The organism is Flagellimonas aurea, from assembly GCF_017313785.1.
GTDB classification, from domain to species: domain Bacteria; phylum Bacteroidota; class Bacteroidia; order Flavobacteriales; family Flavobacteriaceae; genus Flagellimonas; species Flagellimonas aurea.
Window position 1 is genome coordinate 515,300 of sequence record NZ_JAFLNL010000001.1, and the last position, 21,821, is coordinate 537,120.

The 21,821-nt window shown below is 39.5% G+C and carries 20 protein-coding genes; 17 read left to right on the forward strand and 3 right to left on the reverse strand.

The genetic code is table 11. The features are described 5' to 3' along the window. Positions 1-176: 176 nt before the first annotated feature. Together J0656_RS02220 and tatA are read right to left on the reverse strand one after the other, a co-directional pair. A complete protein-coding gene (locus J0656_RS02220) occupies positions 177-2,255 on the reverse strand; it encodes an OmpA family protein (RefSeq protein ID WP_207031186.1) in 2,079 nt (692 codons plus the stop codon). Positions 2,256-2,450: 195 nt separating this feature from the next. After that, complete coding sequence (gene tatA / locus J0656_RS02225; protein ID WP_166249756.1) at positions 2,451-2,648, reverse strand: twin-arginine translocase TatA/TatE family subunit; 198 nt, start codon at positions 2,646-2,648, stop codon at positions 2,451-2,453. Between the two features lie 166 nt (positions 2,649-2,814). Between tatA and J0656_RS02230 the strand changes: the two genes are divergently transcribed. Genes J0656_RS02230 through J0656_RS02285 form a run of 12 tightly spaced genes read left to right on the forward strand, consistent with a single transcriptional unit; the run spans position 2,815 to position 16,205 of the window. After that, a complete protein-coding gene (locus tag J0656_RS02230) occupies positions 2,815-3,684 on the forward strand; it encodes a M23 family metallopeptidase (RefSeq protein WP_207031188.1) in 870 nt (289 codons plus the stop codon). Continuing rightward, positions 3,685-5,184 carry a GH3 auxin-responsive promoter family protein gene (locus tag J0656_RS02235; protein ID WP_207031190.1) on the forward strand — a complete coding sequence of 500 codons (1,500 nt, stop codon included), beginning with the start codon at positions 3,685-3,687 and terminating at the stop codon, positions 5,182-5,184. 50 nt (positions 5,185-5,234) lie between these two features. After that, on the forward strand, positions 5,235-6,923 hold the full coding sequence (locus J0656_RS02240) for a DUF6909 family protein (RefSeq protein ID WP_207031192.1): 1,689 nt from the start codon (positions 5,235-5,237) through the stop codon (positions 6,921-6,923). A gap of 2 nt (positions 6,924-6,925) precedes the next feature. Continuing rightward, positions 6,926-7,921 (forward strand): hypothetical protein, encoded by a 996-nt coding sequence (locus J0656_RS02245; protein WP_207031193.1) that lies wholly within the window; start codon positions 6,926-6,928, stop codon positions 7,919-7,921. A 9-nt stretch (positions 7,922-7,930) separates the two neighbouring features. Then, positions 7,931-8,707 (forward strand): dTDP-4-dehydrorhamnose reductase, encoded by a 777-nt coding sequence (gene rfbD, locus J0656_RS02250; RefSeq protein ID WP_207031194.1) that lies wholly within the window; start codon positions 7,931-7,933, stop codon positions 8,705-8,707. A gap of 39 nt (positions 8,708-8,746) precedes the next feature. Continuing rightward, positions 8,747-9,814 (forward strand): dTDP-glucose 4,6-dehydratase, encoded by a 1,068-nt coding sequence (gene rfbB, locus J0656_RS02255; protein WP_207031195.1) that lies wholly within the window; start codon positions 8,747-8,749, stop codon positions 9,812-9,814. Then, positions 9,811-10,680: a glucose-1-phosphate thymidylyltransferase RfbA gene (gene rfbA / locus J0656_RS02260; protein ID WP_207031196.1), complete on the forward strand. Its 870-nt coding sequence runs from the start codon at positions 9,811-9,813 to the stop codon at positions 10,678-10,680. The genes rfbB and rfbA overlap by 4 nt, the downstream gene beginning before the upstream one ends. After that, entirely contained in the window at positions 10,680-11,258 is a 579-nt protein-coding gene (rfbC, locus tag J0656_RS02265; RefSeq protein WP_207031540.1) for a dTDP-4-dehydrorhamnose 3,5-epimerase, read from the forward strand. The genes rfbA and rfbC overlap by 1 nt, the downstream gene beginning before the upstream one ends. A 30-nt stretch (positions 11,259-11,288) precedes the next feature. Then, on the forward strand, positions 11,289-12,422 hold the full coding sequence (gene wecB / locus J0656_RS02270) for a non-hydrolyzing UDP-N-acetylglucosamine 2-epimerase (protein WP_207031197.1): 1,134 nt from the start codon (positions 11,289-11,291) through the stop codon (positions 12,420-12,422). Then, positions 12,419-13,591 (forward strand): right-handed parallel beta-helix repeat-containing protein, encoded by a 1,173-nt coding sequence (locus J0656_RS02275; RefSeq protein ID WP_207031198.1) that lies wholly within the window; start codon positions 12,419-12,421, stop codon positions 13,589-13,591. The genes wecB and J0656_RS02275 overlap by 4 nt, the downstream gene beginning before the upstream one ends. Positions 13,592-13,596: 5 nt before the next feature. Continuing rightward, positions 13,597-14,811: a UDP-N-acetyl-D-mannosamine dehydrogenase gene (wecC, locus tag J0656_RS02280; protein WP_207031199.1), complete on the forward strand. Its 1,215-nt coding sequence runs from the start codon at positions 13,597-13,599 to the stop codon at positions 14,809-14,811. 11 nt (positions 14,812-14,822) lie between these two features. Further along, positions 14,823-16,205, forward strand: a complete 1,383-nt coding sequence (locus J0656_RS02285) for a Coenzyme F420 hydrogenase/dehydrogenase, beta subunit C-terminal domain (RefSeq protein WP_207031200.1) — start codon at positions 14,823-14,825, stop codon at positions 16,203-16,205. Positions 16,206-16,494: 289 nt separating this feature from the next. On the opposite strand, the gene J0656_RS02290 is transcribed toward J0656_RS02285, so the two are convergent. After that, the gene (locus J0656_RS02290) at positions 16,495-16,812 is read right to left on the reverse strand and encodes a hypothetical protein (protein ID WP_207031202.1); all 318 of its coding nucleotides are present in this window, start codon (positions 16,810-16,812) and stop codon (positions 16,495-16,497) included. Between the two features lie 94 nt (positions 16,813-16,906). Here J0656_RS02290 and J0656_RS02295 point away from each other — a divergent pair, with 94 nt between their 5' ends. From J0656_RS02295 to J0656_RS02315, 5 genes are read left to right on the forward strand one after another with little or no spacing between them, the layout of a single operon-like run. Beyond that, entirely contained in the window at positions 16,907-17,767 is an 861-nt protein-coding gene (locus tag J0656_RS02295) for a hypothetical protein (RefSeq protein WP_207031203.1), read from the forward strand. Continuing rightward, on the forward strand, positions 17,764-18,831 hold the full coding sequence (locus tag J0656_RS02300) for a polysaccharide pyruvyl transferase family protein (protein WP_207031204.1): 1,068 nt from the start codon (positions 17,764-17,766) through the stop codon (positions 18,829-18,831). The genes J0656_RS02295 and J0656_RS02300 overlap by 4 nt, the downstream gene beginning before the upstream one ends. A gap of 36 nt (positions 18,832-18,867) precedes the next feature. Then, complete coding sequence (locus J0656_RS20325) at positions 18,868-20,037, forward strand: glycosyltransferase (RefSeq protein ID WP_207031205.1); 1,170 nt, start codon at positions 18,868-18,870, stop codon at positions 20,035-20,037. Positions 20,038-20,057: 20 nt separating this feature from the next. Next, complete coding sequence (locus tag J0656_RS02310) at positions 20,058-21,170, forward strand: EpsG family protein (protein WP_207031206.1); 1,113 nt, start codon at positions 20,058-20,060, stop codon at positions 21,168-21,170. Positions 21,171-21,203: 33 nt separating this feature from the next. After that, positions 21,204-21,815 (forward strand): CatB-related O-acetyltransferase, encoded by a 612-nt coding sequence (locus J0656_RS02315; RefSeq protein ID WP_207031207.1) that lies wholly within the window; start codon positions 21,204-21,206, stop codon positions 21,813-21,815. Positions 21,816-21,821 lie beyond the last annotated feature (6 nt).

Genomic DNA, 21,821 nt, shown 5'->3' on the forward strand with positions numbered 1-21,821 from the left:
AAGGACAAAACGCATTAAAAACAAGGTGAAATAAGCAGCTTAGGACCAGTGGTCTACCAGCATATCCCTTTGATCGATAAAGTGCACGCGAACCAAGCGCTGTTGGTCGGACAGGGATATCGATAAAGTGCAATATTCTTGAAAAAGCAGGGAGCAAACCCCTCCGGAAGTGTGATTTATTCGGCTACAAGGATAAATTCCGACCTTCTGTTCAGGCGATGCTGGTCGGCGGCACACGGTGTTCCATTGGAACAATTGTTCAACAGGCGATCTTCCCCATATCCAACGGCGCTTAAGATTCTTGAAACGTCGATTCCTTGGGAAACAATATAGTCTCGAGTGGATTTGGCGCGCTTGTCCGATAAATATTTATTGTAGCTTTCCGAACCAATGGCGTCGGTATGGGATTCAATTTTTAGGGAAAGTATTTTGTTTTCCTTGAGTACCGTTACCAGTTTGTCCAGCTCCTGAGCGTACTTTGGTGTAATCTCATAACTGTCGAATGCAAAATAAACATTGCTTGGCTCGTACACTTCTGTTATTGGTTTTTCTTTTACGCCCTTCCTTAAGAATTGGGTAACCGGAACATTTTCATTCTCTTTGGTTTTTACAGAAATGGAGTCGTCCATAAAACCATTTTTTGTGGCCACAAGGGTATAACCCGTCGATGGATTTAGGTTTTTGAAAACGTATCTACCTGTGGTGTCCGAAACGGACTTGCTCAAGAATATACCGTCTTTATCATACAAAGATATATTGGTTTCTTCCAATGGAATGCCCGAGGACTCACTGGCAACTGAACCAACAATGGCGTTGAAGTTCGGAATGGACTTAAAGGAATAAATATCGTCATCCCCTTTGCCCCCTTTACGATTGGAAGCAAAATAACCTTGCTCGCCGGAAGCATCGATAATATACGAGAAATCGTCCCTGTTACTGTTGATGGGTTCGCCCAAGTTCACACCTACTCCAAAAGTTTCATTTGTACCATCGGATTTATATACATCCAGCCCTCCGAAACCCATCGGCCTGTTGGAAGAAAAATAGAGCGCGTTTTCGACCGCGTAAGGAAACATTTCCTTCGCTTCGGTGTTGATGGTCTTTCCAAGGTTTTTTGGCTCGGAGAACGCCCCATTTGCATCAATATCCACCACATATATATCTGTTTCGCCAAAACCCCCGGGCCTATCCGAAACGAAATACATTTTTTTCCCATCCGGGCTTATAGCAGGATGGCCTGTGGAATAGTTTTCACTATTGAAGGGAAGCTCCTCTGCCTTGGTCCATTCGCCATCTTTAAACTCGGAACGGTAAATCTTCAGGTGGTTGATTCCGTTTTCGCCCCGTTTTAGATGCTTTCCATAGTTGTTCCTTGTAAAATAGATTGTTTTTTGGTCAGGAGAGAAAGCCATTGAGGCTTCGTGATATTTGGTGTTGATCTTTCTAGAAAACTTTTTGGGTGCGGAAAGTTCACCGTCTCCACCTTTTTGTTGCGCAAGGTAAAGGTCCAAAAAAGGTTGATTGGTCCAGCGATACCGACGTGTCGTTAAAAACAAAGTGTCCTTGGCCGAAGCATAGACGATATCCGAGCCATTGTGAAACATGGGGGAGAAATCGGAGTAGGGAGAGTTGATTTTCAAATTTTTGATCGAAACATCATAAGTTGCTTCCCAAGTGCTGGGATCAACCTTATCGAGTTCATTTAGGGGCTCGTTTCTTTTCTGTCTTAAAATTTTGGTCAGGGTGGCGGCTCTTTGATATTTGCCCGTACCTTTTAAGGTTTCCTTGTACTTGAACAATGCATCCTCTTCCATTTCCTCTTTGTACAATTGGTGCAGCTCATGGTACCAGTGGTACGCTTTTTCCAAGTTACCTGTATAGTAATGGGAGTCTCCAGCTCTCGAGAGCAAGTGCTGGGTGTGTTTAGCTGCGGTTTTTTCCAGGACCAAATCAAAAATGCGGGCGGCCTCTGCATACCACATTAGGTCAAAGTACTCATTTCCTTTGTCGATGAGCTTTTCCGAAGTCCCTCGCTTGCGAAGATACCTGTCCAGCTTTTTGTCGTTAAGACCATCGAGGTGCTTTACAAAGTCTGTGGTTTCGGGCTCTTTTATAAGGTTCTCCTTTTCGGAGGTGGAAGAGGTTCCCCCATACTCGGAAAAGGCAAGCTCTTGGGAAAAGGTCCCAAGTGCGCACAAAAGAAAAATAAGCAAGATCAGTTTTTTCATTACCACTCCATCTGCACAAACAAACATGATGTGTTCGTTTGGAGGTTAAGCATTTAGAGGCCTAACGGTTCAGTTATAGCCGCTAAAGTAGGATAAGGTAATTGGGGTGATAATTTTTTGTTGTGAAAGAGCGAAATTGTGGCGCTGAATGGTAAAAAAGTGTTGTTGCTGCTCGAATTTTTTTGTAATTCGGCACACCTCAAACCGTCAAAAAGGTCAAGTTTAGGATTTTGACTCTTTTGTTTCGCCTTCCAATTTATCGTCTTCTTTGGTCGCGTCCTTGAACTCTTTGATACCGCTACCAAGTCCTTTCATCAGCTCTGGAATCTTTCTGCCTCCAAAAAGCAAAACAACCACGGCCACGATCAAAACAATCTGCCAAGGACCTAGCATACCAAGAAATATAGTTTGAGCAATCATAATATCAAAACCTTTAATTAGAAATGTAAAAGTACTAAAAAGAAGTGAAAGAGCGTGTTCGATTAACGAAAATTGGCATTTGAGAATGATTTTTAAGAACTTACCGGCCCAAGCTTTTTAAAAAGCTTAACATGCATATTAAAATCTAAGACTATCTTTGTTCATCATGGCAAAGGACAAAAAGAAAAGAAAGGAGATCAAACGCAAGCTATTGCACAAGTATCGCTTGGTCATTCTCAATGAAAGCACTTTTGAGGAAAAGATATCTTTTAAGCTGAACAGGCTTAACGTTTTTGTTACCGGTACCATGTTCATTATTGTGCTGATCGGAGTTACGACCTTGATCATAGCTTTTACCCCATTGCGTGAATATATTCCGGGCTACTCCTCTACCAGATTAAAACGGCAGGCAACCGACCTTACTTATAAAACAGATTCTTTGGTGACCGTACTCAATTATACCAATCGGTATTTGGATAATGTAAGGAAGGTCTTGCGGGGTGACATTGAAAACAACCAAGTGAATAGGGACTCTCTGTTTGAGCAGTACAAATTGGACCCTGCTTCCGTAGACCTTACGCCAATACGACAGGATCTATTGTTGAGGGAAGAGGTTGAGCTGGAAGATAAATACAATCTTTTTGAAAGGGATATCGAAAACTTGGGGACATTATTCTTTTCACCTGTGAACGGAACCATATCCCAAGGGTTTGATCAAAAAACGAAACATTACGCAGTGGATTTGGTGGCACCACGGGAAACCCCGGTCAAGTCTATTGCGGATGGCACAGTGCTTTTTGCGGAATGGACCACAGAAACGGGTTACGTAATGATCATAGAACATCAAGAAGGGATAACCTCGGTGTATAAGCACAATGGTTCCCTGAGCAAGGCACAAGGGGATTTGGTACGGGCAGGCGAGGTAATCGCATCAATCGGAAATACGGGAGAACTTACTACGGGGCCACATCTTCATTTTGAACTTTGGAGAAAGGGCAAACCGGTGGATCCCCAAAATTATATTGACTTCAACTAAATGTCCTTAAAAGCATTTGCCGCGAAAATATTTGCGAATCGGATAGCCAAGAAAACCGAAAAATGGGTGAATCAACCTGTAAAGACCCAACAAAAGGTGTTCAACCACTTGATCACCCAGGGCAAGGGCACCCTTTTTGGCAAGGACCATCAGTTCGCAACCATTACATCCCACCAAGATTTTGTTGAGCGCGTTCCCATACGTGATTATGAGGAACTAAAGGGATATGTACAGCAAATAATTGATGGAAAAGAAGATGTGCTGTGGCCCGGAAAGCCCATCTATTTTGCAAAAACCTCGGGAACCACTTCGGGCGCCAAATATATTCCGATCACCAAACCTTCCATCAAAAACCAGGTGGAAGCTTCCAGAAATGCCATTCTCAATTACATACACGAAACGGGGAACGCCGATTTTGTGGATGGCCGGATGATATTTTTACAAGGAAGTCCTGAACTGGAAGAAAAAAATGGAATCAAGCTGGGAAGGCTTTCAGGGATTTCAGCACATTATGTGCCCAACTACCTTCAAAAAAACCGATTGCCAAGCTGGGAAACCAATTGCATCGAGGATTGGGAGACCAAGGTGGACAAAATTGTCGAGGAGACCGAAAAGGAGAATATGTCCGTAATTGCCGGCATTCCGTCATGGGTGCAGATGTACTTTGAAAAATTGAACTCCAAGACAGGGAAAAAAGTCGGGGAACTTTTCAAAGAGTTTCAATTGTTCATATATGGAGGAGTGAATTACGAGCCATATAGGGCCAAATTTGAAAACCTTATAGGAAGAAAGGTGGACAGCATTGAACTGTTCCCAGCCAGTGAAGGATTTTTTGCCTATCAAAACTCCCAAAAAGAAAAGGGGATGTTGTTGTTGCTGGACGCGGGTATTTTTTATGAGTTTGTCAAGGCCGATGAATTTTTTGATGAGAACCCAAAACGATTGACCATTGCAGATGTGGAACTGGGCGTCGATTATGCCATGGTAATTTCTACAGATGCCGGACTTTGGGGCTATAATCTTGGGGATACCGTTCGGTTTATTTCCAAGAACCCATATAAGATAATGGTTTCGGGGCGCATCAAGCATTTTATTTCTGCTTTTGGGGAACACGTAATCGCTAAGGAGGTTGAAGAGGCACTACGCCTAGCCGTGGAACAGACCGATGCGTTGGTCAACGAATTTACCGTAGCTCCACAGACCAATCCCGTGGAAGGAGAACTGCCCTATCATGAATGGTTTATTGAATTTGAAAGAGAACCATCGGATATGAAAAAGTTCCAGGGCATCATGGAGAAGAGCATGAAGCGACAGAACAGCTACTATTTTGACCTCATCGATGGGAATATTCTCCAGCCGTTGAAGATAAGCAGCATCAAACCAAATGGTTTCCAGGATTATATGAAATCCATGGGTAAACTGGGAGGGCAGAACAAGGTGCAACGCCTTGCCAACGACCGAAAAGTGGCCGATGGACTTCATCCATTTAAAATTAGTTGACTTAGAACAGCTTAACTTTCATAGGAATTCATTTATTTTTGCCAGAAGATATGATGGCAACAGAAGTAAAACAGACCACTAGGGCACAGGAGTCCACCAATGCGATCGAACGCTTGTACATTACCATGCGCCATTTGCTGAACAGGGGATTTTACAAGCCTTCGGGGGTTTCTGGTAATGCTCTCAGAACCGCGCTTTTATTGCTCCGTCCGGAAATTTATGGGACCATTGCTGAGGACAAGGCCGAACTGAACGGGTTGATCTATGTGTTGGAACGCTTGCCCGAAGGGATAGAAGAATGCCGATTCATTAACCTCACTTCCGACGAAGGTTTCGGCAAATCACATTTAAGACCCATTGTGCCTCCAAAGCGAAGAAGAAATTGCTACCGCATCGATGATGAGCAGATGAACATCGAGATCACACGAGGGCGTAGCGACATTTACGATATTTTGACCCACCTGACCTTCTTGTTCGTGGAGTCCGGCAAAATTTCCAAAAGGGTCTTGGTGGACGATGGGACATCTACCATAAGGGACTGGGACAAGCTTACCGAGTTTGTACTGTCCGAAGAAAAAAACAATGAAGAAAGAGAAGTGGCACTGATACACTGTGCCAATATCTTGGGCAGGACCTTTGATGAGGTGGTGGATCTTGAAAACAAGTTAAAGACCCCGGAGGACCCGGACCGCTTTTTAAACGTAATCTATTGGCTGGGCAAACTGGCCATTGAAGAGGAGACCACGGGCAACAAGAGGACAATCACATTCAGTCCGCTGCTAAGAGAGCGGTTGGGCCATCATATCCATGGGGAAAAGTGGGCCGATAAGATCAAGGCGACCCTCAAGGAACACAACTTGATGGACAGACCCCTTCATATCATCAGTGCAAATATGCACAGTGTTATGAACTCGCTCTTTGCCAAAAAGGCATTGGCCGAAGAATTCCCGGACAACGAATCTTTGGATATTTATGAGGCTTTGGGTTCCGACAAGAACAAATCCCTCAACAAGAAGGTAAGGAACTTGGCCCAGAGCAATGGAATGATATTTTTGGAAGATGAGTCCGGCGCCAACATTGACGTTCAGATTTTTGATACTGCCAAATTTGGAAGCAAAAGTTGTTGCTATCAACTTCCGCAAGATGTCGCTGAAGAAGATAAACCCGTTATATTTGTGATGGACTACGCCTTTGGCGAGCAGGCCTACGAGACCATAGATGAACTTTTGAAACCGATGGAAGATGGGAAGGAAAAGGTTTTTCTTAACGTAGATTCGGTCTCCATCATGGGGAAGGCGGGCATCTTGGAAGGGGGCAAGGGGGATTTGATGATTCCTTCCGCCCATATTTTTGAGGGCACGGCGGATAATTATCCCTTCAACAACGAACTCAAGGGTTCGGATTTTGAAGGGCATGGGTTAAAGGTAATGGAAGGAACCATGGTGACCGTATTGGGCACATCGCTTCAAAATAGGGACATTCTCCAGTTTTTCAATGAATCCACTTGGAACGTTATAGGATTGGAAATGGAGGGAGTGCACTATCAAAAAGCAATACAATCGGCCTCACAGATACGAAAGAGCATAAAAAAAGATGTCAAGGTAAGATATGCTTACTACGCATCTGACAATCCTTTGGAGACCGGGAGCACGTTGGCTTCGGGCGGACTGGGAACAACCGGGGTAAAGCCCACATATTTGATAACGGACAGAATTTTAAAACAAATATTCAATTCATAGGTATGGCAGACCAACCAGTAAATCAGAATAATTCGGACGAGATAGACTTGGGGCAATTGTTCCAGATGATCCGAAATGGATTCAATAAGTTAGGAATACTTTTTTTACGTCTTTTTCTATATCTAAAAAAGAGTGCATTGATACTCATAGGTCTGGTTGTTTTGGGTGTGGCCATAGGGTTTGGGTTAAAGTTCATAACCACCGAAAAAGTACAATTAGATGTTATAGTAAGGCCCAATCTGGAAAGCAAGGATTATTTATATGATGTTATCTCTGAAATAGAGTCCAACATCAAGGACAAGAATCCAACTTTTTTGAATAGGCTCGATATCACAGAGGCGGACCTAAAGGGTTTTGAAATTTCGATTGCTGCTGTAAAAAAGGAGGAGGCAGAGGATAATGAGAAGCAATTGGAATATTTGGAAGTGCTTCAAAAATTTCAGAACACGGATTTGATCGCTGATGTGATCAGAGAGGAATTACTAAAGAAAACGGAGCTCAACCATAGGATAACATTTACCTATAAGAACTCCAACGGCGAGGAAATAGCCCGTAAGCTTTTGGACTATATCAATTCCAATGGATATTTCACGGAACTCTTATCCGTACAAAAGGAAAATTCAAGGGAGAGGATTGAAAAAAGCGAGGTGTTGATTTCTCAGATAGATACGATTATCCAGAATTACTCCAATAACCTGAACAAACAGAGCGCCTCACTTGAAACCGGGAAACTGGTATTCCAAAACGAAGAAAAGCTTAATGTTACAGGGCTTATCACCTTAAAAACAGAGCTGATAGAAGATATAGAGGAAAAGAAAATGGAGCTAAAGCAACTTAACGGCCCCATTAGTGTAATCAATTTTGGAAACCCCCATCAAGTCAGTAAGGCGTTCTTTGGAAAGAAGATAATTGTTCTACCGTTATTGTTCCTTGGGGTATTCTTTTTGTTGTCTTTCCTAAAGTACCTCAATAGGAAAGCTTCAGAAATTGAAGTTTAGAACATTTGTATGGTTAAGGTTGTTGTAACAGGATCTGATGGTCAACTCGGAAAGACTTTTGCTGAGGTTGTGTCAGGTCTGGATGCTATTTCCTTTGATTTTAAGACATCCAATGAGCTAGATATAACCTATGGTGACCAATTACGGGACACTTTTGAAAAAGAACACTATGATTTCTGTATCAATTGTGCCGCGTATACTAATGTTGAACAGGCAGAAAAATACCCGGATTTAGCGTATCAAGTCAACGCAGAAGGGGTCAAAAATCTAGCAGAAGTTTGCAAAAAACACCACACTACTTTGATTCATATATCCACTGATTATGTTTTCGATGGCAAAAAGGACGGGGGCTATACTGTGGAAGACAAAACCAATCCCATCAATGTATATGGAAAGTCCAAGTTGGCAGGAGAAAAAGTTATTCAACAAATTCAACCCAACCATTACATAATTCGCACATCTTGGTTGTACAGTAAAAAATATGGACATAATTTCTACCGTACAATTTTAAAGAAGGCACTGGCCGGAGAGGATTTGTATGTTACAGATGCCCAAAAAGGTTGTCCTACAAACACAGAGTCATTGGTCAAATTTATTTTGAACGAAATCGTATTGGGAGAAAAACCTTTTGGGATGTATCATTTTACGGATGGGAATCCCATGACATGGCACGATTTTGCCAAACAGATATTGAAAGAGAACGGGCTGACGGAGAAGGTAGATCTTGTATTGGATTCGAATTATCGTACATTAGCAAAGAGGCCAAAGAACAGTGTTCTCTTATAATCCAAACGCAAGGCCATAAAGGCGTATAAATGTGATTAGATGGATAAAAAAAATAGTCCAAAAAACATTTTAATTACGGGAGGAGCCGGTTTTATCGGCTCTCATGTGGTCCGACTGTTTGTAGCTGAATACGGGGATTATCAAATTTTTAATCTAGATGCTTTGACCTACGCGGGAAACTTGGAAAACCTGAAAGATATAGAGCAAGCCCCAAACTATTCATTTGTTAAAGGAGATATTACTGATGCGTATTTTGTTAATGACCTTTTCTCCCAAATCAATTTTGATGGGATAATTCACTTGGCCGCGGAATCCCATGTAGACCGATCTATATCTGACCCCTTATCTTTTGTGCGCACCAATGTTTTGGGCACCGTCAATTTATTGAACGCCTCATTACAGTTGGCCAAGGACAACACTGATTTTTTATTTTATCATATCAGCACCGATGAGGTTTTTGGAAGCTTGGGACGGGAAGGTTTCTTCAACGAAAGTACGGCATACGACCCCAACTCGCCTTACTCGGCATCCAAGGCAAGCTCTGACCATTTTGTAAGGGCATATGGTGAAACCTATGGTTTGCCTTACATAATCTCGAATTGCTCCAACAATTACGGCCCCAATCAATTCCCTGAGAAATTGATTCCCCTATTCATCAACAATATCATAAAAAACAAGCCATTGCCCGTTTATGGTGATGGGAACTATACCCGGGATTGGTTATATGTAAAGGACCATGCCGAGGCCATCGATTTGGTATTTCATAAAGGAAGAAAAGGAGAAACCTACAACATTGGCGGTTTCAATGAATGGCGGAATATAGAATTGACCCGCTTGCTATGCCAACTAATGGATAAAAAACTTGGAAGAAAGGAGGGAACTTCAGAAAAACTGATAACCTTTGTAAAAGACCGCCCAGGACATGATTTAAGGTATGCCATTGATGCATCCAAAATAAACAAAGAATTAGGGTGGAAACCCTCGGTCACCTTTGAAGAAGGGCTCGAAATGACCATAGATTGGTATTTTGAAAACCAGGAATGGTTGGACCATGTTACCTCAGGGGACTATTTGGAATATTATATAAAGCAATATCAAACACAATGAAGGGAATCATTTTGGCAGGAGGAACAGGAAGCAGATTGCACCCACTTACCCTTTCGGTAAGCAAGCAGCTGATGCCCATTTACGACAAGCCGATGATCTACTATCCCCTTTCTACTTTGATGTATGCAGGAATCCAGGAAATATTGATTATTTCCACCCCAAAAGACCTTCCGCTGTTTAAGGACCTTTTGGGAGACGGAAAAAAGTACGGATGCTCCTTTTCTTATGCAGCTCAAGAATCCCCAAACGGATTGGCAGAGGCATTTATCATAGGAGAGGAATTTATTGGCAAAGAAAAGGTTGCCTTGATTTTGGGAGACAACATTTTTTATGGCAGCGGTTTGTCCAAATTGTTGCAAACCAACAATGACCCAGACGGTGGCACCATATATGTATATCGAGTAAATGACCCGGAAAGATATGGTGTGGTGGAGTTTAATGATGAGGGAAAAGCCATAAGTATCGAAGAAAAGCCCAAAAAACCTAAATCCAATTATGTCGTGCCAGGCATATATTTTTATGATAATAATGTAATCTCCATAGCCAAGAGCATTAAACCTAGTGCTCGGGGAGAACTAGAGATTACCGATGTAAACAAGGAATATTTAAGAAGGGGAAAACTCAATGTGAGCATACTGGACAGGGGGACAGCATGGTTGGACACCGGAACGTTCCAGGCACTTATGCAAGCTTCACAGTTTATAGAAGTTATTGAAGACCGTCAAGGATTGGTGGTAGGGTCCATAGAAGCTGCCGCTTTTGAGATGGGCTACATCGATGAGAACAGTTTCAGGAAGCTAGCAAAACCTTTGATTAAAAGTGGTTATGGTGAGCGATTATTGGGAATTTTGAACAAGGAGGCATGATCAAAGCAACAGAGACCAAGTTAAAGGGTTGTTTCATCATTGAGCCCACCATTCATGAAGACGAAAGGGGTTATTTTTTCGAGAGCTACAACCAAAAAGATTTTTGTGAAGCGATAAACCAAGAAGTAACTTTTGTTCAGGATAACCAGTCCTTTTCAAAAAAAGGAGTGTTGAGGGGGTTGCATTTTCAAAAAGGAGAGCATGCCCAGGCAAAATTGGTTTCAGTGTTAGAGGGAAGAATTCAGGATGTAGTGGTCGATTTGCGTAAAAATTCCCCTACTTTTGGCGAGCATTTATCCATTGAATTGAAGAGTGAAAACAAAAAACAATTATTTGTTCCTAGAGGTTTTGCACATGGATTTTTGACTTTGAGCGATTCTGCAACTGTCTTTTATAAGTGTGACAACCATCATAAGAAAGAAGCTGAGGGGGGTATAGTTTATCGGGATATAGATTTAGGCATAGAATGGAAAATCAATTCTAAGAATTTGTTGCTTTCTGATAAAGACCAAAAGGCACCAACCTTGAAAAATTATTTGGAAACCGGACAGTTCTATCAAAACTATTCAAAGAAGTAGGTAGTTTAACAGTCAGCTAATAATAAATTTTTGAAGAAAAAAAACCTTATTGTTTTTGGGACTCGTCCAGAGGCCATCAAAATGGCTCCTTTAGTAAAGCAATTTGAGAATTATACGGATGAATTCGAGACCAAAGTTTGTATTACTGCGCAACATAGGGAAATGTTGGATCAGGTTCTGTCTTTTTTTGAGATAAAACCGGACTACGATCTTAACCTTATGAAACCCAATCAAAACCTCTATGGTTTAACGGCAGACATCATCTTGAATTTAAAAGAAGTTCTCGAAGAGTTTGAACCGGACTATGTTTACGTACATGGTGACACCACAACAACAATGGCTACAAGTATTGCAGCCTTTTATTCTGGGTCAAGAGTTTGCCATGTTGAAGCGGGGTTGAGAACCTTTAACAAAAAATCTCCTTTCCCAGAAGAAATGAACCGATGTGTCACGGGAGTAGTCAGTGACATTCATTTTGCGCCAACGGAAACATCTAAAGAAAATCTTTTAAAGGAAAACAAGCCTTCAGATTCGGTTGTAGTAACAGGTAATACAGTAATTGATGCGTTGAAGATAAGCGTTGCTAAAGTGAGTTCTAGTACATATGAGGATGAGGAAATCAACAGGTTGTCACAGATTTTGAACGCGAATAAAAAATTAATTTTGGTGACGGGGCACCGTCGAGAAAACCATGGAGAAGGGTTTTTGAACATTTGCGAAGCGTTAAAAGAAGTTTCCCAAAAATATAGTGATGTTCAAATAGTTTATCCAGTACACTTAAATCCTAAAGTTCAAGAACCTGTATACAAAATACTTGGTGATTTGCCGAATATAGAATTGATTGCCCCTTTATCTTACCCTTCATTTGTATGGCTCATGAACCAATCGTATTTGATAATAACCGACAGTGGAGGTGTACAGGAAGAAGCACCTAGTTTGGGGAAACCAGTTTTGGTAATGAGGGATACAACAGAAAGACCGGAAGCCGTTGATGCTGGAACAGTTATTTTGGTGGGCACAGATAAAAATCTAATCGTTTCGAAAGCATCAAAATTGTTAGAAGACGAAGATGCTTATGAAAAGATGACAAAATTGCATAATCCTTATGGTGATGGAAAAGCATCGGAACGGATTGTTCAATTTATCAATAATCATAGCTTATGATTGTTGAATTGACGAAAAATAGAATTGGAATTCTAAAACTGCTACCTATTGCCCTAATGGCAATTGGCAATTTTATGATATTGTCTGCCCAAAAAACATATTATGTTTCCTTGTCAGGAGACGATGACAACAGTGGTTTGTCCCAATCCAAACCTTGGCGCACCATTCCATATGCGGCATCTTCAAAAAGTCCAGTTAAACCAGGCGATACAGTTTTTATAAAGGCAGGTGACTACAGTAATGAGAACGTTGTTTTTGAAAGAAATGGTAGAGCTAATAAGCAGATAACTTTTGAAGGATATTCATCCATACCTGGGGATGCCCCAAAACTAAATTGGGAATATGGAGATGGTCTGAATCCGGACAAGATGCCACTATTGGATGGCAACAACAGGACTTCAGGTATAGGGATATCTTTGCACAACAGAAAATATATCAACATAAGAAACTGTGTTGCCGTGAACATGAAAATAAACGGGTATGAATTGAGGTACAGGGGGGTTAAAAACAACCTTATTGAAAATTGCAAGGCAATTAATTGTGGGTATTCGATTAGAGATGGCGCCAGCTATAATACAATCAGAAATTGCACATCTGATGGCGCAGCCTCCTCAATTTTATTTTTTGACACAACAGAAGATGAAGGCGCCCAATATGCCGGCAGATTTAACGTTTTTGAGAATTGTGTTTTCCGAAACTCCAAAGAGAATGCCATAAAATTTTTCCATTACAATCCTGCAACAATGTCGATTGTTGACAACAACACTTTTATGAACTGTGTTTTTGACGGGGGTGAATTTTTGATAAATGCCGACAGGGAAAATGTAGACAACAAGATGGTCAACTGTATTGTCACCAACGTAAAAAACTATTCTAGAAGCACCTTTTTTTCGGTAAACCCCTTTGAAGTGAATTTTGACTTTGAATTCACCAATTTTTGGAACAATGGTTTTGAGGCACCTCAAGGAGTAAGTATAACTCCATTCGACCCAAATTTTGTTGATTTGAAAAATGGGGATTATCACTTAACGGAAACATCTCCTTGTATCGGTATTGGGACCCTAAAAAATGCCCCTCAAATAGATTTTGATGGACAAAAAAGGAACAAGGAGCAGATAGATTTAGGACCATTTATGTTTAAAGGCACAAATAAAACCCAAGAAAAGTAAAAAAAATGAATCAACCAGAAGTTGTAATGATTGGGATGGGCTACATAGGCTTGCCAACAGCTGCATTGATTGCCCAGAATAAAAGATATGTCCACGGAGTAGACATTAATCCGGAGGTGGTAGAAACGATTAATGCCGGGAAAATACACATTGTAGAACCTGAACTGGATGAAGCAGTATTAAAAGCGGTGACCCATGGGTATTTGAAAGCAGCTATTACACCTGTAAAGGCAAACACTTATATCATTGTTGTTCCAACACCATTTAAGGATAAGAATCAGCCCGACATCTCTTTTGTTAAAGCTGCAACCTTGGCAATAATACCATTATTAAAGGAGGAGGATTTATATATTATTGAGTCAACCTCTCCCATTGGGACCACTGAGCGAATGTTGGAATTAATATACGAACATAGGCCCGAACTTAAAGGAAAACTTTATGTAGCCTATTGCCCAGAAAGAGTATTGCCCGGAAATGTAATGTTTGAGTTGGTAAACAATGATAGGGTAATTGGAGGGGTTGATGATGTTTCAACAGATAAAGCTGCTGAATTTTATGCGCAGTTCATAAAAGGAACACTACATAAAACCAATGCAAGAACTGCTGAAATGTGCAAGTTGGTGGAAAATTCATCAAGGGATGTTCAAATCGCTTTTGCCAATGAACTATCATTGATATGCGATAAAGCTGGAATAAATGTTTGGGAACTGATTTCGTTGGCGAATAAGCACCCACGGGTTAATATTTTAAACCCCGGATGTGGTGTTGGTGGGCACTGCATAGCAGTAGATCCATATTTTATTGTTGCTGACTATCCTATGGAGTCAAAAATTATTGGTACCGCCAGGGAGATAAACAATTATAAGTCGTTTTGGTGCGCAGAAAGGATTAAGAACACAAAATTGGAGTTCCAATTAAAACATGGTCGCAAACCCAAGATAGCTTTGATGGGGCTTGCCTTTAAGCCTAATATTGATGACTTAAGAGAATCACCTGCAAAATATATTGTACAAAAGGTATTACAGAATGCACAAGACGAGGAATATTACATTGTGGAGCCAAATATAACGTCGCATAAAGTATTTAAGCTGACAGACTATCAAAAAGCGGTAGATAAGGCAGACATTATTGCTTTTTTGGTTGCACACAAACAATTTAAGGAATTAACGATTGAAAGAGGGAAACAGGTACTTGATTTCTGTGGTATCATGAACAACTAAATCACATAAATATGTTATCAAAGGTCTCAACGAAAGAATTAATGGACACTGTGGTCAAAGGCGGATATTGTTCCGGTTGTGGCGTCTGTACCGCTTCGGAGGGAAGCGTTCTTAAAATGGGCCTAACCTCCAATGGTAATTTTGAACCCTATAAGAGCTCTTCTGCCGCTTCTGAAACACACGTGGTTTGTCCATTTGCTAATCATGATTTCAATGAAGACAATATTTCTAAAAAATTGTTTTCCAATGTAGATCAAATCATGAGGGAAAAAGAAATAGGCCATTTTAGGAGTATTTATGCGGGGTTTGTAAAGGAAGGGGACTATAGGCAAAAAGGAAGTTCAGGGGGAGGGGTCTCATGGCTATGCGCTCAATTGTTCAATGAAAGGAAGGTGGATTTTATTATTCATGTGAAACAATCCGACAATGACAAAAGCGATGTTTTTTATGAATATGACATAAGTTCCAACCTATTGGAACTACAAGAAGGTGCCAAATCGCGGTATTATCCGATAACATTGGAAAAAGTACTGGAAAGAATTAGGAACTATCCGGGAAAGTATGCAATTGTGGGCGTGCCATGTTTCATTAAAGGCATACAACTGTTGAGATTTTCAGAAGAGGTGTTCAAGGAAAGGATTGTCCATACAGTTTCCATTTTTTGTGGTCATTTGAAAACAACACACTACATGGATGTGCTTCTGAATCAATTTGGCGTTCCCAAACAGGAATTGATAAAGTTTGATTTTAGACATAAGATACCCAACAGATCGGCTTCGGATTATGGTACATCTATCCTAACCACCTCCAACGAAAAAAAAGTCAAACTCAACAAGAGTCTGTTTGGTACCAATTGGGGATTAAACCTATTTAAATTGAAAGCATGTGACTATTGTGACGATGTGATTGGAGAAACAGCGGATATCTCTTTTGGAGATGCCTGGCTTCCACAATATTTGGATGATGCCAAGGGAACCAATGTAATTGTGGTAAGAAACCAATATCTGGATGAGCTCATAAAAAAAGGGGTGGAAGAGCAAACCCTTTTTGTAGAAGAACTTTCCAAAGAAGATTTGATAAAGAGTCAGGCAGGAGGGTTTAGGCATAGGAGGGAGGGATTGAGACATCGACTTTTTCTCCAGGATAAAAATAACGAATGGAGGCCACAAAAAAGATACTCTGCTCAGAAACTTGCCGACGAGAAACGAGCTCGTATCTACGAGAATCGAATTAAAATGCAAGAGGTTTCCTTTAGCTCAAAAAACCATGAAGATTTGAGCGCCTTAAAAAAAGAGCTCGAGCCATTTATCGCTATTAATTCCAAGTTGAACAAGGTAAGTTTAACCAAGAGAATATGGAATAAAATCAAAAGGACATTCAACTGGGGACAATAAACCAGGCCTAATGCTTGTCGATTTAGAATCACATTATGAGTTCTTCCAAACTGATTTTAAAAAACACTTCTTTTCTATACCTGAAAATGGTTATTACAATGGTATTATCCTTGTTGATAACCAGAATTTTATTAATTGAATTAGGTGTTGTAGATTATGGAATCTACAATCTTATCATGGGGGTTGTTGGTCTTTTGGCCTTTTTAAATTCGGCTATGGCGCTCTCTACACAGAGATTTTTGTCTTATTTTATTGGGGCCAAACAAGAGCATAAATTAAAAAGTGTTTTTTATTCGAGTGTTTGCTTGCATTTAGGTCTTGCTATTTTGATTCTTATGGGTTTGGAGATTTCAGGGCTTTTTTTGTTTGATGGGTTTCTGACCATTCCACAGGACAGGATATCGGCTGCAAAGTTCACATTCCAATGTTTGGTGGGCACCTCTTTTTTAACCATTGTTTTTGTTCCTTTTGATGCTTCCATTATCTCACACGAAAAGTTGGCGTTCGAGTCCATTGTTAGCACAGTTGAAGTCACTTTAAAATTGGTGTCCGCATTTTGGATATCCATGTTGTCCGAAAGCAAGTTGGAAATGTATTCTTTTAGCATCTTGGTTATAACCTTAGCTACAAGGTTGATCAAAGCATTCTATTGTTATAGCAACTTCGATGAATGTCGGTCACTATCAATTAAGCTTTTTGATGTGAGAGTTTTTAAAGAAATGTCATCCTTTGCTGGTTGGAATTCTTTTGGGGCTTTATGTGGCGTTGCCAAAAACCAAGGGTTGGCTGTAATAATGAATCTGTTTTTTGGAACCGTTGTAAATGCATCATTCGGAGTTGCCGCACAAGTGGGAAGTCAAATATTTAGCTTTTCGTCCAATATGCTAAAGGCCGTAAACCCCCAAATAATGAAAAATGAGGGTAAAGGTGAACGCAAATTTATGATTTCACTTTCGTTGAGAGCAACCAAGTTCAGCTTTTTCCTCTTGTCTTTTCTGTTGATTCCCTTTGCGTTCAACATCAACTATATTTTCAAAATTTGGTTAAAGGAAATACCTGAAAATACAATTATCTTCTCGTTGCTCTATTTGGGCGGCACTTTAACCAACCAATTAACCATTGGGCTTCAAACAGCGATTCAATCAGTTGGAAATATTAAACTTTATCAGTCTATTGTAGGAACTATACTGATTCTTAACCTACCAATAGCTTACCTTATCTTTGAACTGGGTTACCCTGCCTACTATGGCTTAATTTCTTTCATTATGATAGAGCTTTTGGCATGCTTGTTTAGGTTGATTATTTCCAAAAAAATATTGGGATTGTCGTTAAAACTCTATTATCATAGTGTAATTTTCAAAATTATACCACCTTTCTTGCTTACATTGTTGGTTTGTTCAATACCCGCATATTATTTGCCAGATAATTTAGTTAAGCTTATTATAATCGGATTTATTTCAGTGTTAATATATGCTTTTACGTTTTACCAGTTTGGAATGGATACCTTTGAACGCGAACAGTTGAAAAAAATAAAGGATAAATTACCCAAACTTAAATCATGAAGAAGAGTCTTAGAGTAGGAATTTTAACGTTTCATTATTCCAACAACAATTTTGGTGCGCTATTACAAACCTATGCGATCTTAAATGCGGTAAAGGAATTGGGATTGGATGTTAAGATTATTGATTTTAAGCCGAAAACGTCCAATGGTCTCAAACAACAATTGTTCGATTTAATTCGATTTTTGCTAGGATATAATTTCACAAGATTCAGGAATAAGTATATTGATATTCTTCCCATTGGCAGCGATATCAGTGATTTGAACAAAGAGTTGGACACCTTTATTGTTGGCAGTGACCAAGTATGGCGTTACAGGGAACAACATGATAATCTGAGGCGCTATTTTTTTGATTTCGTAAACCGACAGAATAAAAAAGTATCATACGCTGCCAGTTTCGGTTTGGATGAATGGGAAGGTAATGAGGAGATTACTAATGAAATTGGCAATTTGGTACAGCGCTTTGATCATATTTCTGTGCGTGAAGCTTCTGGAGTAAAAATATGCAATGATATCTTCAACGCAGAAGCTGAATTGGTTCTTGATTCGACCTTGCTCTTGGACAAGAGCCATTATGAAAATATTGTAAAACGAGAAATAAAAGCTAAAAAAGGCAAAAACAATTTATTGTCTTATATGCTTTTGGACGATTCGAAGGAGAACAAATTATTTTTTAAGGCATTTGCCAAAAAAAACAACCTAAAATTTAAAAAAATCAAGGGGTTAAAGATTTCCAACAAGTATGACTTTTGGTTATTTAACAGTGTTGCAAAATGGCTTTATTATATTGGTAAGAGTGAAATAGTTGTAACAGATTCGTTCCACTGCACCGTATTTTCCATAATTTTCAACAAGAAGTTCATTGTGTTGTCCAATCCCAATCGAGGCATTACCAGAATAGAGAATCTTTTGGGACTTATAAACAGAAAGGACAGGTTATTCCATAATCTAAAGGACATTGACGAAAAAGTCCTGCAGGACGACTTTGATTATGAAAAAATAGATCAGATAATGCAAGATGAAAGAACTAGTTCCTTGGGGTTCCTTAAAAAATGTTTATTAGGATAATCAATAGTACTCTGGGCAGAACTACAATATAAATACGTGAAAAAGAAAATCTGTATCATAAGAGCAAGTGATATTACCTTTATTTCGAGGGTGCACAGAACTGCTCAAGCACTTCAACAAAGTGGCAAATACCAAGTAAATGTGTTGAGCATTATGCCCAGAGGAGGCAAGCCCATATCAGAATATCCGTATGAAACAACATATATTTCCATAAAATCCCGAGCGCTTAAAAGTTCACTTTTTTCCATCTTCAGAATTTTAGAAGGGATGGCCAGGTTATATTTCAGCGCAAAAAAGCAAAAGGCTGATATTTATATACCCATTGGAATTGAAGATTTGGTAATCGTATATGTTATTTCAAAGTTTTTCAAGACCAAGTTCATATATTCTGCGAATGAACTGGAAGGTGACCGAAAAAGGGTGGGCAATAAAAAATTGAATAAGTTTTTGAATCGACAGGTCATTAAAATAGAGAAATGGATGTTGAATAAATCGAACGGGGTAATAGCTGCAGATCTGGAAAGGGCAAAGTTGATGGAAAAATGGTATGGTCTGGATAAAGTTGAGGTTATTAGAAATGTTCCCTCTTATGTGGATGTGGACAATGAAAACCTGATCAGGAAGGAACTAAACTTACCAAAGGCAAGTAAAATATTATTATACCAAGGTATGTTGTCTCCTGGAAGAGGACTGGAAGTATCGATAAAAGCCTGCGCAAAATCTAAAACCCAAAATAAAATCCATTTGGTTCTTCTGGGATTTATTACAGAAGAATACAAGGACAAGTTATTAAAAACAGCTGGTGATTTTGGATTCGCCAACTTGCATATTTTGCCCCCTGTACCTTGGAAAGAACTACTTTTTTGGACCAAAAGTGCAGATATTAGTTTAGTTTTAATCGAAAATGTCTCTATTAGCTATTATCTGGCAGCACCGAACAAACTATATGAAACCATAATGGTCGGAGTACCCTACATAGCCAGTAATTTTCCGGAAATAAAACACGTGCATGAAGTTGCAAAAGCGGGGATTCTGGTGAATCCTGAAAATGTAAACGATATAACCGAGGCAATTGATAAATTAAATGAGGACAAATTATTATACAAGAGTTGTGTTAAGTCTTCAAAATTTGCCAAAACGGTCTTTAACTGGAGCATAGAACAGAAAAAACTGTTGCAAATAATGGAGAATATTGATATTCAATGAATTTATAACAACGACCAAACATGATATTGGCCTACATCATATATCTTTTATTGTTGGTATTATTGTTTACGGTTTCTTCCCATAACCAAAAATTACTTGTTGCCCGCAACAGCCTGGTTCGTATTGGAAAAAGAACGACCATTTGGAGATGGCCCCTTATGTTGGGCCTTTTTGTATTGATGCTCGTAATTGGTCTTAGGTATGATGTGGGGGTTGATTTTTTAGGATATAAACATGATTTTGATGGTATAGCGGAGGGTAATGGCCAATGGAACAGATATGAACTCGGATATTGGTTAGTTGGACGTGTACTTAGTGCTTTAGGGCTGGGCTCGTGGAGCCTTTTCATGTTTACGGCTCTTATTACTTGGTATTATTTTATTAAAAGTTATGAGGTTTTCCCATATCTTTTAAAATGGGGTTTGTTTTTTGCCTTCACTACTGGATTCTTTTTTGCGTCCATGAACGGGATGCGGCAAACCATCGCCTTGGTCATCTTCATGTACGCAATTAAATATATCGAGGAAAAATCCTTGCTAAAATATTCCTTGTACTTATTGCTGGCATCTTCCTTTCACACCAGTATTTTGATGGCATACCCATTTTATTTTTTCATTAACAAAATTTCCTTTACTGGCAAAAAGTGGGTTTTCATCTATATTGTCACCTTTATAATTGGTGATAGGATAGATGTCAGGAGCTTGGTAGTTTATGGAGCTTCAAAGATTCCGAAATACCAACATTATGTAACACGTTTTTTACAAGACTTCGACGAGCCATTGAGTATGGGTTTGGGGGGAATCTATTTTTTCTTGGTTGGCCTCCTTGTTATTATCCTTTCAAAAAGCTTTCTACAGAAAAACCCCAGGCTCAAAATCTATTACAATTTATATTTTTTTGGTGCCATACTTTATAATTTCTTTTGGAAGTATGAGATTTTAGGACGAATCTATTATTTGTTCATTTGGTTTGAAATTTTTTGTCTTGCGGCAATTGCGTATTATTTGGGCAGGTCAAAGTACAAGCTATTCCTATATTTGTTATTGATAACCCAGATTTTATTTTTTATGTACAAAATATTGAAGGGGGAAAACCAATGTGCACCATTTCAATTTATACCAATAAATAACTGATAACTATTAGTTTCGAATGATAAAATAAGGTATATGAAAAAACTCATTTATTATTGGGCTAAATTTTTTAAAAAAATAAGGGGCAGTGCAATAGCGCACTCAAAAATTCATCCTACATCAAAGGTCGAGGCAGGTACCAGTTTTGTAAACTCCTCAATGGACAAACATTCATTCTGTGGCTACAATTGCGACATAAACCATGCCGAGATAGGATCTTTTTGTTCCATAGCCAATGGAGTCATAGTTGGTGGAGGGATGCATCCAATCGATTGGGTTTCCACATCTCCTGTGTTTTATGAAGGAAGGGATAGTGTAAAAAAAAAATATGCCACACACAAGCGTAAGGAAATCCTTGAGACAAAAATCGGCCATGATGTTTGGATTGGTCAAAATGTACTTATAAAACAAGGCGTTACCATTGGGACGGGGGCAGTGGTGGGAATGGGTAGTGTTGTCACAAAAGACGTACCCCCATACACGATTGTAGGTGGAGTACCGGCCCTCGAGATAAAGAAAAGATTCTCAGAATCGATTATAGCCGAACTGTTAAAATCTGAATGGTGGAACTTTACTGATGAGAAACTTATAAGGTTGGCAGTTTATATTAGGGACCCAAAACTTTTCATCCAAAAAATGAATGAATGAAAATAC